The organism is Bordetella sp. FB-8, from assembly GCF_000382185.1.
Lineage (GTDB): Bacteria > Pseudomonadota > Gammaproteobacteria > Burkholderiales > Burkholderiaceae_B > Bordetella.
This window is the reverse complement of record NZ_KB907784.1, coordinates 2,680,249-2,694,357: the sequence shown is the minus strand read 5'-3', so window position 1 is coordinate 2,694,357 and position 14,109 is coordinate 2,680,249. Positions and strand designations below refer to the sequence as shown.

The 14,109-nt window shown below is 65.2% G+C and carries 13 protein-coding genes; 5 read left to right on the top strand and 8 right to left on the bottom strand.

Annotation, left to right across the window (positions count from 1 at the left end; genetic code table 11):
* Positions 1-13: 13 nt before the first annotated feature.
* Positions 14-805 carry a dienelactone hydrolase family protein gene (locus H143_RS0112910; RefSeq protein ID WP_019938666.1) on the bottom strand — a complete coding sequence of 264 codons (792 nt, stop codon included), beginning with the start codon at positions 803-805 and terminating at the stop codon, positions 14-16.
* A 321-nt stretch (positions 806-1,126) separates the two neighbouring features.
* The gene (polA, locus tag H143_RS0112905) at positions 1,127-3,901 is read right to left on the bottom strand and encodes a DNA polymerase I (RefSeq protein WP_019938665.1); all 2,775 of its coding nucleotides are present in this window, start codon (positions 3,899-3,901) and stop codon (positions 1,127-1,129) included.
* Between the two features lie 52 nt (positions 3,902-3,953).
* Between polA and H143_RS0112900 the strand changes: the two genes are divergently transcribed.
* On the top strand, positions 3,954-4,589 hold the full coding sequence (locus H143_RS0112900; RefSeq protein ID WP_019938664.1) for a TIGR00730 family Rossman fold protein: 636 nt from the start codon (positions 3,954-3,956) through the stop codon (positions 4,587-4,589).
* Between the two features lie 44 nt (positions 4,590-4,633).
* Here H143_RS0112900 and H143_RS0112895 read toward each other — a convergent pair whose 3' ends face one another.
* A complete protein-coding gene (locus H143_RS0112895; protein WP_019938663.1) occupies positions 4,634-5,134 on the bottom strand; it encodes a MarR family winged helix-turn-helix transcriptional regulator in 501 nt (166 codons plus the stop codon).
* A gap of 213 nt (positions 5,135-5,347) precedes the next feature.
* On the opposite strand from H143_RS0112895, the gene H143_RS0112890 reads away from it, so the two are divergent.
* From H143_RS0112890 to H143_RS0112880, 3 genes are read left to right on the top strand one after another with little or no spacing between them, the layout of a single operon-like run.
* On the top strand, positions 5,348-6,505 hold the full coding sequence (locus H143_RS0112890) for an amidohydrolase (RefSeq protein WP_019938662.1): 1,158 nt from the start codon (positions 5,348-5,350) through the stop codon (positions 6,503-6,505).
* A 39-nt stretch (positions 6,506-6,544) separates the two neighbouring features.
* A complete protein-coding gene (locus H143_RS0112885; RefSeq protein WP_019938661.1) occupies positions 6,545-7,855 on the top strand; it encodes an MFS transporter in 1,311 nt (436 codons plus the stop codon).
* 46 nt (positions 7,856-7,901) lie between these two features.
* On the top strand, positions 7,902-8,705 hold the full coding sequence (locus H143_RS0112880) for an alpha/beta fold hydrolase (protein WP_019938660.1): 804 nt from the start codon (positions 7,902-7,904) through the stop codon (positions 8,703-8,705).
* Between the two features lie 8 nt (positions 8,706-8,713).
* On the opposite strand, the gene H143_RS0112875 is transcribed toward H143_RS0112880, so the two are convergent.
* Positions 8,714-9,409, bottom strand: coding sequence for a fumarylacetoacetate hydrolase family protein (locus H143_RS0112875; protein ID WP_019938659.1), 696 nt, complete (start codon positions 9,407-9,409; stop codon positions 8,714-8,716).
* A 100-nt stretch (positions 9,410-9,509) separates the two neighbouring features.
* On the opposite strand from H143_RS0112875, the gene H143_RS0112870 reads away from it, so the two are divergent.
* Positions 9,510-9,860 carry a hypothetical protein gene (locus tag H143_RS0112870; RefSeq protein ID WP_019938658.1) on the top strand — a complete coding sequence of 117 codons (351 nt, stop codon included), beginning with the start codon at positions 9,510-9,512 and terminating at the stop codon, positions 9,858-9,860.
* 57 nt (positions 9,861-9,917) lie between these two features.
* Here the strand turns inward: H143_RS0112870 and ppa are convergent, their stop codons facing one another.
* Genes ppa through H143_RS0112850 form a run of 4 tightly spaced genes read right to left on the bottom strand, consistent with a single transcriptional unit; the run spans position 9,918 to position 14,083 of the window.
* Complete coding sequence (ppa, locus tag H143_RS0112865; protein ID WP_019938657.1) at positions 9,918-10,448, bottom strand: inorganic diphosphatase; 531 nt, start codon at positions 10,446-10,448, stop codon at positions 9,918-9,920.
* Entirely contained in the window at positions 10,445-12,031 is a 1,587-nt protein-coding gene (locus H143_RS0112860) for a heme biosynthesis HemY N-terminal domain-containing protein (RefSeq protein WP_019938656.1), read from the bottom strand. Before H143_RS0112860 ends, ppa begins: the two co-directional genes overlap by 4 nt.
* A 3-nt stretch (positions 12,032-12,034) precedes the next feature.
* The gene (locus tag H143_RS20640) at positions 12,035-13,252 is read right to left on the bottom strand and encodes a uroporphyrinogen-III C-methyltransferase (protein WP_019938655.1); all 1,218 of its coding nucleotides are present in this window, start codon (positions 13,250-13,252) and stop codon (positions 12,035-12,037) included.
* A 48-nt stretch (positions 13,253-13,300) separates the two neighbouring features.
* Positions 13,301-14,083, bottom strand: a complete 783-nt coding sequence (locus tag H143_RS0112850; protein WP_019938654.1) for a uroporphyrinogen-III synthase — start codon at positions 14,081-14,083, stop codon at positions 13,301-13,303.
* Between the last annotated feature and the right edge of the window lie 26 nt (positions 14,084-14,109).

Here is a 14,109-nt window from a genome sequence, read left to right as displayed (position 1 = left end):
GAATGTCTTGGGTTTACAGGTACGTACCGAACCAGGCCAACATGCGCTTCCAGCCGTCTTCAGCGGCCTGCTTGTTGTACAGGGTCCGATAGTCGGCCAGGAAGCCGTGCTGCACGCCGGGATACACCACGATCTCGCTGGCCTTGGAAGCGGCGTTGTCGGAGGCGGCCAGGCGTTTTTTCATTTCCTCGACGGAGTCGAGCGGAATGCTGGCGTCTTCCCCGGCATACAGGCCCAGCACCGGGCCGTGGATCTTGTCGGCAATGTCCACCGCCATGGTGTCGATGAGCGGGCCGTGGCCGGTCGTCAGCTTGCCATACCAGGCCGCGCCGGCCTTGACCGCCGGATTGTGTGCGGCATACATCCACGTCAGGCGGCCACCCCAGCAGAAGCCGGTCACGCCCACGCGCTTGATATCGCCGCCGTTCTGGCCGGCCCAGGCCAGGCTGGCATCCAGGTCCGAGAGCACTTGCTCGTCGCTGACCTTGCCGACCACCTCGGAAATCAGCTTGGAAATATCGGTATAGGCCGAGGCGTCGCCCTGGCGCTCGTAGAGGTTGGCGGCCACGGCCAGGTAGCCGGCCTTGGCCACGCGGCGGCAGATGTCCTTGATGTGTTCGTGTATGCCGAAGATTTCCTGCACCACCAGCACCACGGGCAGGTCTTTCTTGCCCGCAGGCGCGGCGTAATAGGCGCCGATCGTGCCTGCCTGCACGGACAGACGAAAATCGCCATGGGCCAGGCCCTGGTCGTCGGTATGGATGACAGTGGCGGCAACAGGGCCGGCTGCGGGGGCAGTGCTCATTGGAAAACTCCTGGAATCGGATTCGTTCCGGCGATGATACGACGGTTGCCTGAATTGTTTATGAGGGGGCCAACCGGATGTAGGGGCTTTGGGTCTTCAGGCCGTTCGCCGTGTTGCGCCGGCCTGGGCCGCCGCGGCCTGTTGGAGTCTGCCGAGCTTGAGCAAAAATGGCAGGGGAAGTCCGGATGCGCTGTCTGAGCGCAGCGAGTTCGCATCCGGCCCCCCGATTTTACTCGGGCGATGGCCCAGGCCCCATCCAGGGGCCGAGTCAGCCGACCAGTCCGGCGCAACACGGCCGACGGATCAAGAACCCAAAAGCCTTTAATGCGCCTGTTCCCAGTTCTTGCCCACGCCCACTGCCGCCACCAACGGCACGCGCAGCTGTGCCACGCCGCACATCAATTTGGGCAATTGCACGCGCACGAGTTCGACTTCCTCGTCGGGCGCCTCCAGTACCAGTTCATCGTGCACCTGCATAATCATGCGCGACTGCAGTTTCTCCGCATCCAGCCAGTCCTGCACGGCCACCATCGCCATCTTGATGAGATCGGCCGCCGTGCCCTGCATGGGCGCGTTGATCGCAGCGCGTTCGGCACCCTGGCGGCGCGGGCCCGACGCGCGGATATCGGGCAGTTGCAGGCGCCGGCCGAAAACGGTTTCGACATAACCCTGCTCGTGCGCCAGCTGCCGGATCTGATCCATATAGCGCGCCACATTGGGGTAGCGCGCGAAATAGCGGTCGATATAGGCCTGGGCTGCGTCGCGCGTGATGCCCAGATTGGATGCCAGGCCGAACACGCCCATCCCGTAGATCAGGCCGAAATTGATCGCCTTGGCAGCGCGACGCTGCTCGCTCGTGACCTGGGCCAGCGCCGTACCGAATACCTCCGCCGCCGTGGCGCGATGAATGTCCTCGCCCGCGGCAAAAGCCCTTTGCAGATTGGCGTCATCGGATACATGGGCCATGATGCGCAGTTCGATCTGCGAATAGTCGGCCGACAGCAGCATGCCGCGCTCGGCGATGAAGGCTTCGCGCACGCGCCGGCCCGCCGGGGTGCGCACCGGGATGTTCTGCAGATTGGGATCGGACGAGGCCAGCCGCCCCGTGATGACCGCGGCCTGCGAGTAATGCGTATGCACCCGTCCGGTGGCAGGCAGGATCATGCGCGGCAGCTTGTCGGTATAGGTGGACTTGAGCTTGGACAGGCTGCGATACTCCAGCAGCGTCTGCGGCAAGGGATAGTCCTGCGCCAGCTTGGTCAGCACTTCTTCGTCGGTGGAAGGCGCGCCGCTGGGGGTCTTGCGCACCACGGGCAGCCCCATGCGCTCGAACAGGATCTCGCCCAGCTGCTTGGGCGAATTCAGATTGAAGGGCTGCCCGGCCTGGCCGTAGGCGCGCTGCTCCAGCACCTGCATTTCCTGGCCCAGTTGATGACTCTGGCGGCCCAGCTCCTGGGCGTCGATCTTGACGCCGTTGCGTTCGATCACGCTCAGCACGCGCGAGACCTGCATTTCCAGCTTGTAGATGCGCTCCAGCCCCGGATCGGCCGCCACGCGCGGACGCAGCAACTGGTGCAGTTGAAGGGTGAAATCGGAATCCTCGGCCGAATAGAAAGCGGCCTTGTCGACCGCCACCTCGTCAAAACCGATCTGCTTGGCGCCCTTGCCACACAGTTCTTCATAGGTCACGCCGCCGCGGCCCAGGTAGCGCTGGGCCAGATCGGAAAGCCCCACGCTGCGATGCGATTCCAGCACATAGGCCTGCAGCATGGTGTCGTCGGCAATGCCGGCCAGGGCGATGCCTTCGTTGGCCAGCACGTGCGCGTCGTACTTCGCGTGATGCAGCAGCTTGGCTGCGCCCGCATCCTCGAACCAGCCGCGCAACCGCGCCAACACTTCGTCCTTGGGTAGCTGCACCACGGCCGATGCATCCAGGCCCAAGCCGCAAGCGACGTCCGGGCCGCGGTGCGCCACCGGAATGTAGCAGGCCACACCGGGCCTGAGCGCCATCGAGATGCCGACCACGCGCGCCTGCATCTCTTCCAGCGAAGTGGTCTCGGTATCCAGCGCGACCAGGGGTGCCTGCCGCACCTGTTCCATCCAGGCCTCGAAAGCGGGCCAGTCGGTGATGACGCGGTAGTCGGCCTGGACGGGCGCCGGCGGCGGCGCGATGGCCTGCCCATCGGAGGCGGCAGGCGCGCGCGCGATGCGCGCATCGCCCGCCGGCACGCGCTGCGCGTCGCCGGTCTGCTCGCGCAGCCAAGTGCGAAAGCCGTAGCGGTCATACATCTCGGTCAGGACAGCCGAATCGGATTGGCCGAAAGCCAGGTCCTGCAGGCTGCCGATATGTCCGGCAAGATCGCAATCGCACTTGACCGTCAGCAGTTCCCGCGTGAGCCCGAACTGAGCGATGGCCGCGCGCAGGTTCTCGCCCGCGACACCTTTGAGTCCGTCGGCCGCGGCCACCAGCTGTTCGACCGAACCGTGCTCGGATAGCCATTTGACCGCCGTCTTGGGGCCGACCTTGGTCACGCCCGGCACATTATCCACGGCATCACCCACCAGCATCAGATAATCGACGATGCGTTCGGGCGGCACGCCGAACTTGGCCAGCACGCCGGCCGGGTCGAGCACTTCGCCACTCATGGTGTTGACCAGGGTCACGTGTCCGTCAACCAGTTGGGCCAGATCCTTGTCGCCAGTGGAAACAAGGGTATCGACGCCCTCGGCCGAAGCCTTGCAGGCCAGGGTGCCGATGATGTCGTCGGCCTCCACGCCTTCTATCGCCAGCACCGGCCAGCCCAGCGCACGCACCAGGCGGTGTATGGGTTCGATCTGTGCCGCCAGGTCGGGCGGCATCGGCGGGCGATGCGATTTGTAGTCCGGATACAGCTCGTCGCGGAAAGTCTTGCCGCGGGCATCGAAGATGCAAGCCGCGTAGTCTGCTTTATGATCTTGAACCAGCTTGCGCAGCATGTTCACCACGCCGTACAGTGCTCCCGTAGGTTCACCCTGCGCATTGCGCAAATCGGGCATGGCATGGAAGGCGCGATACAAATAGCTGGAGCCGTCCACCAGCAACAGGGTTTTATTCATGACAATAAGCTTTATTCCTGAACTCCCGCCCCGGGAGCATGTCCAGGAGATTATGGCAGAGCTGCAGACTGCCATCGAGCAGATGGCCGATGTCGGCCCTGCCGTCAGCGTCTTCGGCAGCGCCCGCATTCGGCCCGCGTCGCCCTACTACGCCAAGAGCACGGCCATTACGTCGGCGCTGGCCAAGGCCGGCTTTGCCATCATTTCAGGCGGCGGACCCGGCATCATGGAGGCCGCCAGCAAAGGCGCTTTCGAGGCGGGCGGTCAGAGCGTTGGGCTGAACATCAAGCTGCCGCACGAATCCACCCACAACGCCCATCAGACGCACAGCCTGGATTTTCGCCATTTTTCGCCGCGCAAGTCCGTCTTCTTCATGTACAGCATGGCCTATGTGGTCCTGCCCGGCGGCTTCGGCACGCTCGACGAGCTGTTCGAAGCCCTGACTCTGGTGCAGACCCGCAAGCTGCGGCCCGCGCCCATCATCCTGGTGGGCGGGGAGTTCTGGGGCGGCCTGATCGACTGGATGCGCGAGCAACTGCTGCCTCACGGCACCATAGGCCCCGGCGATCTGGATCTGATGGTCATCGAAGACGATCCGGCCCGCGTCGTCGAGCGCGTGATCGCCTTTCATGGCCAGCATCCCATCGCTGCGCTGCGCCCGCCGCAGGCGCAGGCCGCCACGAAATAAAGGCGCATCGTCCCGCGCCCGCCCGCCTGCGCGGCGCATGACGTTCAGGAACGCCGCTTGGCCGGCGGCCCGTCCTGCGCCGCATCCTGCACGAACATCACCATCAGCTTGTCCACGAGGTGGCCGAGCAATCTGCGCTCGTCCGGCGTCAGCAGCGCAGACAGCATTTCGTCTTCCAGTTTTTTACCCAACTCGTGGGCCTGGTCGCGCACGCGCAGCCCGGCCGGCGTGGGCCAGAGCTGGAAGTGGCGCGCGTCGTCGGGATGGACCGTGCGCCGCACCAGCTTGCGCCGCATGAGCTCGGCCAGCAGCTTGGACAGCAGCGTCTTCTCGATCAAGGACTGACGCGCCACGCTCGAAGCTGTCACACCCGGCACGGCGCAGATGATGCGCAGCACGCGCAGCTTGCGCACATCCAGGCCGCAAAGCGCCTCGTAGGCCGCATCGGCCCGGTTGATCATGTCGGTCTTGATCAAATCCAGCTTGAAGGTGAGAAACGTGAATTCGCCCTCGCTGCCTTGCTCTTGCTGTTTGGAGGACGGCATAAATACCTCGCAAAAAATGCCCCTACATTGCGCCCTTCGGGCTTAACGCCCCCAAGGGGCGTTTTGGCCTTGGGACGACCCGGCGGCCAGAAATCCGTGGAAACCATTAGTTGAAATATTCAACTATTGAATTACGCTACTAAAAATATACCCGCGCCCCTGCTGCTACAGGCAGGCGCAAACCATCGTGCTTTTGCCAACAAGGCCTGAATTATGCAAGAAGAAACCTACCTCGGCGCGCTTGCCGACGAGATGCGCACCTGGCGCCGCGACATACACCGGCACCCCGAGCTCGGCTTCGAGGAGCACCGCACCTGCGGCATGGTGGCCAGGCTGCTGCAGGCCTGGGACATCGAGGTCACCGAAGGCGTGGGCGGCACCGGCGTGGTCGGCACGCTGCGCGGCATCAAGGGACCGGGCAGATCGCTGGGCCTGCGCGCCGACATGGACGCCCTGCCGATGGACGAACTAGGTGCGGTCGCCCACCGTTCGGTCAACCCCGGCGTATTCCACGGCTGCGGCCACGACGGCCACACCGCCATCATGCTGGGGGTAGCCAAGACTCTGGCCACCGGAAAACGCGATTTCCGCGGCACGGTCCATCTGATCTTCCAGCCGGCCGAGGAAACACTGGGCGGCGGCGCGGCCATGCTCAAAGACGGCCTGTTCGAACGCTTCCCCTGCGACGAGATCTACGCGCTGCACAACATCAACCAACTGCCGGCTGGCATGGTGGGGGTGCGCAACGGCGCCATTCTGTCGGCCTGCGATGTCTTTCGCATCCGAATCCAGGGCGTGGGCACCCATGCGGCCATGCCGCACCTGGGTATAGACCCCATCCTTGTAGGCACGTCGCTGGTGCAGGCGCTGCAAAGCATCGTCAGCCGCAACGTCGATCCGCTCGAGACCTCGGTGATCAGCGTCTGCACCTTCAATGCCGGAACGGCGCGCAACGTCATTGCCGACCACGCCGAGCTCACGGGCACGGTGCGCACGCTGTCGGTCCAGACGCAGCAGCTCACGATCAAGCGCATGCAGGAAATCTGCGGCGCCGCCGCGGCCATGTACCAGTGCGGCATCACCCTCGAATGGCTGGTCAGCGGCCCGCCTACCGTCAACGCTCCCGAACAGGCCGACGTGGTGCGCCGCGCCGTGGCCAACACCCTGGGCGCCGACAAGCTCGAGCCGGACATGCGCCCTCTCATGGCCTCGGAAGACTTCGCCTTCATGCTGCAGGCGCGGCCAGGCGCTTACTTCTTCCTAGGCCACGACGGCCAGATGTGCCACCACCCGCAGTTCGACTTCGACGACGAAACCTCGCCGCTGGGCGTGTCCGTCTTCCTGGACATCATCAGGCAGCGGCTGGGCTGAGTCACCCTTCCCTTCCTTTTTCCTTCACCCGAGAAACCCATGAACGCCAAACCCGCGCCATCGCCCGCCATGTTGCGCAGAGTGCTGATTTCTTCCGTGCTCGGCAATGCCTTCGAATGGTTCGACTTCGCCATCTACGGGATGTTCGCCGTGATTATTGCCAAGCTGTTCTTTCCCGCCGGCACTCCCGCTGTCTCGCTGATGCTGACATTGGCCACTTTCGGCATGGGCTTCGTGGTGCGTCCCATCGGCGGCGTGCTGTTGGGCCTGTATGGCGATCGCGTCGGTCGCAAGAAGGCCTTGACGCTCACGATCGCGCTGATGGCGGTGGCCACCGGGCTGATCGGCATCCTTCCGACTTATTCCGCCATCGGCGTGGCAGCGCCCATCCTCGTGGTGCTGGCGCGCATGCTGCAAGGCCTGTCGGCCGGCGGCGAGTTCAGCAGCGCCACCACTATGCTGGTCGAATTCGCCCCCGAGGACAGGCGCGGCCTGTACGGCAGCCTGCAGATGTGTTCGCAGGCCCTGGCTTTCTCGCTGGGTGCGGGGGTGGCGTATCTGCTCGCGTCCCATCTCACGCACGCGCAACTCGAATCCTGGGGCTGGCGCCTGCCCTTCCTGGTGGGCATCCTGGTCGGGCCCGTAGGCTGGATGATCCGCTCGTCCGTGGACGAATCGCCCGAATTCGCGGCCTACGCCGAACGCAGCGCGAAGGCCGGACAACCTCCCCGCACGCCGCTGGCCACGGTATTGCGCGATTATCCGCGCGCCATGTTCGCCAGCATCGGCCTGTGCGTGGTGGGCACCGTGTCGGCCTATGTGTTCGTGATCTTTGTGCCGATCTTCGCACGCACGCAACTGGGCATACCCCTGCCCGACGCCAACCTGACCACCTTTGCCGGCACGCTGGTCATCCTGGTCATTTGTCCGCTGGCCGGCTGGCTGTCGGACAAGATCGGACGCAAGGCCGTGATCATTCCGTCGATCATCGCCTACGCCATCGTCGGCCTGCTCTGCTTTCGGCATCTCATCGCCGCCCCGTCCTTCGCGTCGCTGATGCTGCTGGAAATCGGGGTGTCCTTGTTCATGAGTTTTTTCTGGGGAACCATCCCGGTCGTGATGACCGAAGTCTTTCCGGTGTCCATCCGTTCCACCGGCGCGGCCTTTACCTACAACATCGCGGTAATGGTGTTCGGCGGCCTGGCCCCCTTCATCAACACCTGGCTGGTGCAGGCCACCGGCAGCAAGCTCGCACCCATCTACTACGTGATGTTCAGCGCGTTGCTGGGACTGATCGGCGCGCTGCTATTGCCCCGCAGGCAAGCCATGCAGTTGAGCGCAGCGGCATAGTGGCGCAAAATCGCGGCTGTTTTGCCTTGCCGGGACACAAGTCCAGATGACAGCCCCCCTCGCCAGCCGCGACCAATGGATAGACCACCCCCGAGGACGCATCTTCGCCCGCCGCTGGCGCGCGCAAGATGCATCCGACGCCGCCCCTCCCATCGTACTGCTGCACGATTCGCTGGGCAGCGTGGAGCTATGGCGCGATTTTCCCGCCGCGCTGAGCCAGGCCGCAGGCCGCGAAGTCATCGCCTACGATAGGCTGGGCTTCGGGCGTTCCGAGGCCCGCCACCCGTGGCCGTCACTGGATTTCGTGCGTGAAGAAGCGACAGAGGTTTTTCCTGTTCTTCTCGCGCAGTTGGGCGCGCGCAAATGCGTGGTCATGGGCCACAGCGTGGGCGGCGGCATGGCGATAGAGTGCGCCGCGCAGTTCCCGGATCGTTGCAGTGGGCTGGTGACCATCGCGGCACAGGTCTTTCCGGAAGACCGCACGCTGGCGGGCATCCGTGCCGCCCGCGAACAATTCCGCGAGCCAGGCCAGATGGAACGCCTGGCCCGCTACCACGGCGACAAGGCGCAGTGGGTGCTCGATGCCTGGACCGAGATTTGGCTGGATCCCGCTTTCGCGTCCTGGTCGCTGGCGACCGTGCTGGCGCGCGTGCGCTGCCCCGCCCTGGCCATACACGGACAAGACGACGAATACGGCTCCACGATACACACCGACCTGATGGCCCGGCACAGCGGCGGCCCGGTCAGGCGTGCGATCCTGCCGGGCGTGGGCCATATGCCGCACCGGGAGCAGCCCGATCAGGTACTGCGCCTGGTGGCGGACTTCCTGGCGGCGGAAAAAAGCGCCTGAGCCGCCGATCAGGCGATCTTGACGCGAAGTTCGCCCAGGCCGTCGATGCCGCCCACGATCAGGTCGCCCTCGGCCACTGCAGCCACGCCTTCGGGCGTGCCCGTGAAGATCAGGTCGCCCGCCTTGAGCTCGAACAGGCCCGACAGGAAGGCAATGGACTCGGCCACGTTCCAGATCAGCTTATCCAGGGTGCTGGACTGCCTGCGCTGGCCATTGACGTCCAGCCAGATCGCATTCTTGTCCAGGCTACCCGTGGCGCTGCGAGGGTGGATGGGCCCGATGGGGGCCGACTGTTCGAAGCTCTTGCCCACCTCCCAAGGACGGCCTAGCTTCTTGGCTTCGCTCTGCAGGTCGCGGCGGGTCATGTCCAGGCCCACCGCATAGCCCCAGACGCAATCGGCGGCCTGCTCCAACGACAGATCGACGCCGCCCTTGCCCAATGCCACCACCAGTTCGATCTCGTGGTGCAGGTTGGACGTCTTGGACGGGTAGGCCATGGAGCCGGTCTGCCCTTGGGCAACCGGGACCAGGGCATCATTGGGCTTGAAGAAAAAGAAAGGATCCTCGCGGCCCGAAAAACCCATTTCCTTGGCGTGCTCGACATAATTGCGGCCGACGCAGTAGACGCGGTGCACGGGAAAGAGCGCCGCGCTTGCGGCAACGGGCAATGCGATAGCCGCAGGCTGCGGGACGACATAATCCATGTTCGTGAAACCTCGTTGATCAATACTGTAACCAATCGAACCATCGTTTCAGGCCGTAAGGCGATACGATTTGTCCGACACTCTACAAAAGGATAGTCATATGAAAAAAGCTTGCCAAGTCACCCTTCTCGCACTGACCCTCTCGACGCTCGGCGCCACGGCCTATGCCCAGGACAAGGCCGCCAATACCGGCCAGGGCTTCACGGCGGACGCCAAGGCGGCAGGACACGACGTCGCCCAAGGCGCAAAAAAGGTCGGACATGCGACCAAGGACGCGGCGATCGACATCGGCCACGGCGCCAAGAACGTCGGACGCAACATCGGGCATGGCGCCAAGGAGGTCGGCCACGACATCGGCCAAGGCGCGAAGAAAGGCTGGCATGCCACCAAGAATACGGTCAAGCGCGTCTTTCACAAGGACGATGCCGGCACCGGCGGCAGCAAGCAGTAGCAATGCAAGCGGTGCGCGCCCCCAGCCGCGCTGGCCGCGCCGCACCAAGGAAGGGGGTCAGCCCTGGCTGTAACGCTGGGCGCTGCGCACGATCTCCTCGCGCGCAGCGTCCACGCCCTTCCAGCCCTTGACCTTGACCCACTTGCCCTTTTCTAGGTCCTTGTAGTGCTCGAAGAAGTGCTGTATGCGGGCAATATCGTTGGCCGGCAGGTCTTCGTGCGACTTGATATTGTCGTAGACGGGATAGAGCTTGCTCACCGGCACGGCCAGCAGCTTGGCATCGCCACCCGATTCGTCGTCCATTTCCAGCACGCCCAGGGGGCGGCAGCGCACCACTGCGCCCACGGTGATGGGGAACGGGGTGATGACCAGCACGTCGGCCGGATCGCCGTCTTCCGACAAGGTCTGAGGTATATAGCCGTAGTTGCAGGGATAGTGCATGGCCGTCAGCATGAAGCGGTCGACGAACACGGCGCCCGTCTCCTTGTCGACTTCATACTTGATGGGTTCGGCATTAGCCGGGATTTCGATGACGACGTTGAAATCATCCGGCAGGCTTTTGCCGGCCGGCACGCGATCAAGACTCATGGTTCAACCTTTTTCTCGGTATTGGGATGATGGCCTGGGCCCGCATCGGACGGCGGCATCGCGCCGGCCTCGCCGACCTGGGTTATGGGAGCTTCGAAAGCCGTCGCCGGAATGGGCGCGCTATCGAAAAAATCTTCGATATTGATGGCCGAGCGTGGCGGCACGGCGGCCGGCGGTTCGTCGACCGGCCGGGCGCGATCGAGGCGTTCGCGCGCATCGGGTTCGATCACATAATCGACCGCGGGCGGAACCGGCAAGGGCGCGGGTTCGGCCGGCAGGGTGCGCGGCCCGACCGGCGGCAGGTCGTACACGCCGTCTGCGCGGTAGGGATCCGGATCGGCCTGCGTCTGGGCGGGCGGCAGCACCGTGTCCGCCGCCAGCACCGGCAGGACAACCCGCGCCTCGGTCGCCAGGCGCCAATGCCGCATGGCGTCCTGGGGACGGCCGAGCCGATCGTACAAACGCCCCAGCAGGGCGTGGCACTGCGGGTCGTCGCGCCGCGCAAGGCTGCGCAGCAGATAGCGTTCGGCCTGGCCCCACAGTTGCCCGTTCAGACATAAAAGACCCAGGGCCATGAGCAGGCCGGCATCGGCCGGGCGCTGCTGCAGCCATGTTTCGGCCCGGGCCAGACGGCGCGACACCTGATCGGCCTGGCAATGCGCATAGACCGACATCAGCGTCGGGTTGAACTTGTCACCGATGGCGGCTTCGAGCACTCGGCCGGCCTCGCTGCCCTCGTCTGCCTGATCCAGCGCGGCCGCGGCGGCCAGCGCGATATTGGGCAGCACGCGCTCCTCCGACTTGAGTTCCTTCCATACGCCGCGCCAACCGTCGTTGCCGTCGCCCGTGCCGGCGCGCAGGCGCGCGGCGCCCGACAGGTCGATCAACTGCTGCGCCTCGGCTTTATCGATGGCGTGGCGGCGCAGCAGACTGCGCGTCAAGGCGAACACCCGATCGTGATGATCCAGCGCTTTCTCGGCGCGCAACAAAAGACGCAGGGTATGCACGTGGCGGGCGCCGCCATCCTGCAAGGGTTCCAGCGCATCGAGCGCCTTCTGGGCCTGCCCCTGCTCGAGCCACAGATCGGCCGTCACCGCAGCCACGGCCTCCTGCAGGTGAGCATCCACGCCGGCGCCGGCCCGCGCCGCCTCGAGCATCTGATCGCGTCGGACAGGCTCGCCCATATGATGCGCCGCGCGGGCCGCCGAGAGCCCAGCCAGGACCCGGCGGGTAGCCGAGCGGGTCTGCCCTTGCAACTTGACGAAATCCTTCTCGGCCTGAGCATAGCGGCCTTCGAGCAAGCCGATCCAGCCCTGCTCGACCAGTTCCTGGTCGCGAGCCTGCGCGCGACGTCCGCTCCAAGCCCGCACCCGGTCGGGAATGGCCAGCAGCCAGCCCAGAATACGCAGCACGAGATAAAGCGCCACGAACAGGGCCACCAGCGTCAGGAGCGCCATGGTGAGCGACATCTCGACGCGCCACGGCGCGATCATCAGCAGCACGTTGCCGGGATGCTGGCGTAGCACCACGGCCACGCAAACCGCGACAACGACCAGAAGCAAAGTCCAAAGCCAGGTACGCATGCGTCAATCCTGTCCGTTCTTGGGCGCGGCGTCCTGCCCGCCCGTATCCTGCCCGCTCCTTGAGGCCGCGGAGCGCAGCGCCGCAAGCGCGTTCAGACTGTCGGAAATGTCGGGCAAGCGCACGGATATTTCGGTCTGGTCTAGTTTGTGCGCCAGGTCCAGCGCAGACATGACATCTGGCGTGCGCGTGTCGTAGTAGTGCGCCAGCGTGTCCTGGACATTGTCGAGTTCGGCCTTCCAGACCGGCTGCTGGCGCATCATCAGCGCCAGTTGGGCCGTCATCAGGCGCTCGCGCAAGGTGGCCCGCACCATACCGGTCTGCTCGGACGACAGCAGGATGGCGTCCGGCCGCGCCACGCGCTGCACCCGGATGAGGTCGCCGAATTCACGCACTATGACCGCTGCGGCGCGAGCTGGCCAGGTCGCCATCTCGGCGCGCCAGCGCATCCACCAGGACGCGTCCGCCGGCAGGTTGGCGGCGGCTTGCTCTGCCGGCCACACGGATGCAGCCACCTCGGGCGCAGCCTGCGCCGACGCGGCATCGGGCACCAGCATGGGGGCGCGACCGACCAGGTCCATCAGGCGCTCGATGTGCGCGGTCTGGGTGGGCACATCGACCGTGCTGACGGAGCGCAGGCGATCCAGGTCGCCGTTGATGCTCTGCTGCAGGCCGGCCAGGCTGGGCCGGTTGACCTGCGCCAGGCGCGACTGGGCCGTCTCCAGGGCCACGATGGCGTTGCTCACACTGCCGGCCAGGCGCAGCTGCTGATTGGCCAAGTCGACGCTGCGTTCGACATCGTTGAGCAGCATTTCATCGCTTCCGCCGCTCGAAAAATTCTGCCAGGCCTGCTGCAGCGCACTGTTCTGTGTCTGCACTTCACGTATGCGGTTTTCCAGATCGGCCACCTGGCCGGTCTGCGACCGGGCCAGCGCCAAGGCTTGCGCGCCAGTCTGGCGCGCCTGCGCCAGATCGCGGCCGAGCTGGCCTATTTGGCTGGCAAATGCCTGGTCGGATGCCAGGGATACGCGATATTGCATCCAAAGGGCCGCTGCCAGCGCGGCTGCCACGACCAGCAGCAGGAGAAAGGCCTTGAACAGGCCAGAACTCTTACGCGGCTTGCGTTCGGCCGGCTTGGCGCCGCCCGTCGCGGAAGGCGCCGGCTGCGTGTTCTGGTCGTTGTTCGACGCCTGCCGGGAAAGATCGGAAGATGTTTCTGTCATAGGACGCGATTGTACGTGGCGATTGTCATATTGCAGGCAACGGCGGTTTCAGTCAGCGGTAATCGCCTGAAAAATCGACTCGTCGGCAGGCATGCAGGTTTTTACCATTGGAGTCTGCCCCGCTCCCTGCGCGATCGCAAGCAGATGTTCGCCCTGCCGCGGATGCGTGACGACGAAGCTGCCGCCCGCCCACCATTCGAACAGGTCCGCCCCCCGAACCGACTGCGCCACCGCGTCGATGCTGGCAATGCTTGTCAGCAACCAGACGGGACGCCGCGCATGGGGATCGGCGGCCAAGCGGCGCAGTTGCTCCGCCGACTCGTATGGCCAGACGGCAGGCCTGCGCCGGTACAGGGCATGAATGTGCACGTCCACTCCCGCCTCGGCCAGACGCTCGGCCAGCCAGTCGCGCCCCGTCTCGCCGCGCACCAGCAGTGCCCGTCGCGGCAAGGCCCGGTCCGACAGCAGTTGCCATAGCGCTTCGGAATCATGCGTGGGCGCCTCGACAGGCGGATGAACGATGCACCCCTGCGTGCCGAACTGCGCGGCTTCGCGCAGCGCTCGGGCACTGGATGGCCCCACCGTGGCGGCCAACGTTCCAACCGGCCAGCCGTCGGCCAGGCCCACTTGGGCAAGATAGAGCCGCACGGCATTGCCACTGACGAAAACGACCAGATCGAAGTCGCCCGGCGCGGGAACCGGGCCGGCGTGATGCAGGGGTTCGATGACCAGCGCCGGCAGCGTCAAGGCTTGCCAGCCGGCTGCGGACAGCCGGCTGGCAAGCTCCTCGTTGCGGCCTACCGGCCTGGTGAGGACGACTGTCGGCCGCATGCCCGCGCCCTATGGAAGCAAAAACG

What these genes read in the sequence shown, in the direction of transcription:
- polA (WP_019938665.1), bottom strand. Translation starts at nt 3,901, where the DNA reads ATGAATAAAACCCTGTTGCTGGTGGACGGCTCCAGCTATTTGTATCGC.
- H143_RS0112910 (WP_019938666.1), bottom strand. Translation starts at nt 805, where the DNA reads ATGAGCACTGCCCCCGCAGCCGGCCCTGTTGCCGCCACTGTCATCCAT.
- H143_RS0112870 (WP_019938658.1), top strand. Translation starts at nt 9,510, where the DNA reads ATGAAAAAAGCTTGCCAAGTCACCCTTCTCGCACTGACCCTCTCGACG.
- H143_RS0112900 (WP_019938664.1), top strand. Translation starts at nt 3,954, where the DNA reads ATGGCAGAGCTGCAGACTGCCATCGAGCAGATGGCCGATGTCGGCCCT.
- H143_RS0112860 (WP_019938656.1), bottom strand. Translation starts at nt 12,031, where the DNA reads ATGCGTACCTGGCTTTGGACTTTGCTTCTGGTCGTTGTCGCGGTTTGC.
- H143_RS0112885 (WP_019938661.1), top strand. Translation starts at nt 6,545, where the DNA reads ATGAACGCCAAACCCGCGCCATCGCCCGCCATGTTGCGCAGAGTGCTG.
- H143_RS20640 (WP_019938655.1), bottom strand. Translation starts at nt 13,252, where the DNA reads ATGACAGAAACATCTTCCGATCTTTCCCGGCAGGCGTCGAACAACGAC.
- ppa (WP_019938657.1), bottom strand. Translation starts at nt 10,448, where the DNA reads ATGAGTCTTGATCGCGTGCCGGCCGGCAAAAGCCTGCCGGATGATTTC.
- H143_RS0112850 (WP_019938654.1), bottom strand. Translation starts at nt 14,083, where the DNA reads ATGCGGCCGACAGTCGTCCTCACCAGGCCGGTAGGCCGCAACGAGGAG.
- H143_RS0112895 (WP_019938663.1), bottom strand. Translation starts at nt 5,134, where the DNA reads ATGCCGTCCTCCAAACAGCAAGAGCAAGGCAGCGAGGGCGAATTCACG.
- H143_RS0112890 (WP_019938662.1), top strand. Translation starts at nt 5,348, where the DNA reads ATGCAAGAAGAAACCTACCTCGGCGCGCTTGCCGACGAGATGCGCACC.
- H143_RS0112880 (WP_019938660.1), top strand. Translation starts at nt 7,902, where the DNA reads ATGACAGCCCCCCTCGCCAGCCGCGACCAATGGATAGACCACCCCCGA.
- H143_RS0112875 (WP_019938659.1), bottom strand. Translation starts at nt 9,409, where the DNA reads ATGGATTATGTCGTCCCGCAGCCTGCGGCTATCGCATTGCCCGTTGCC.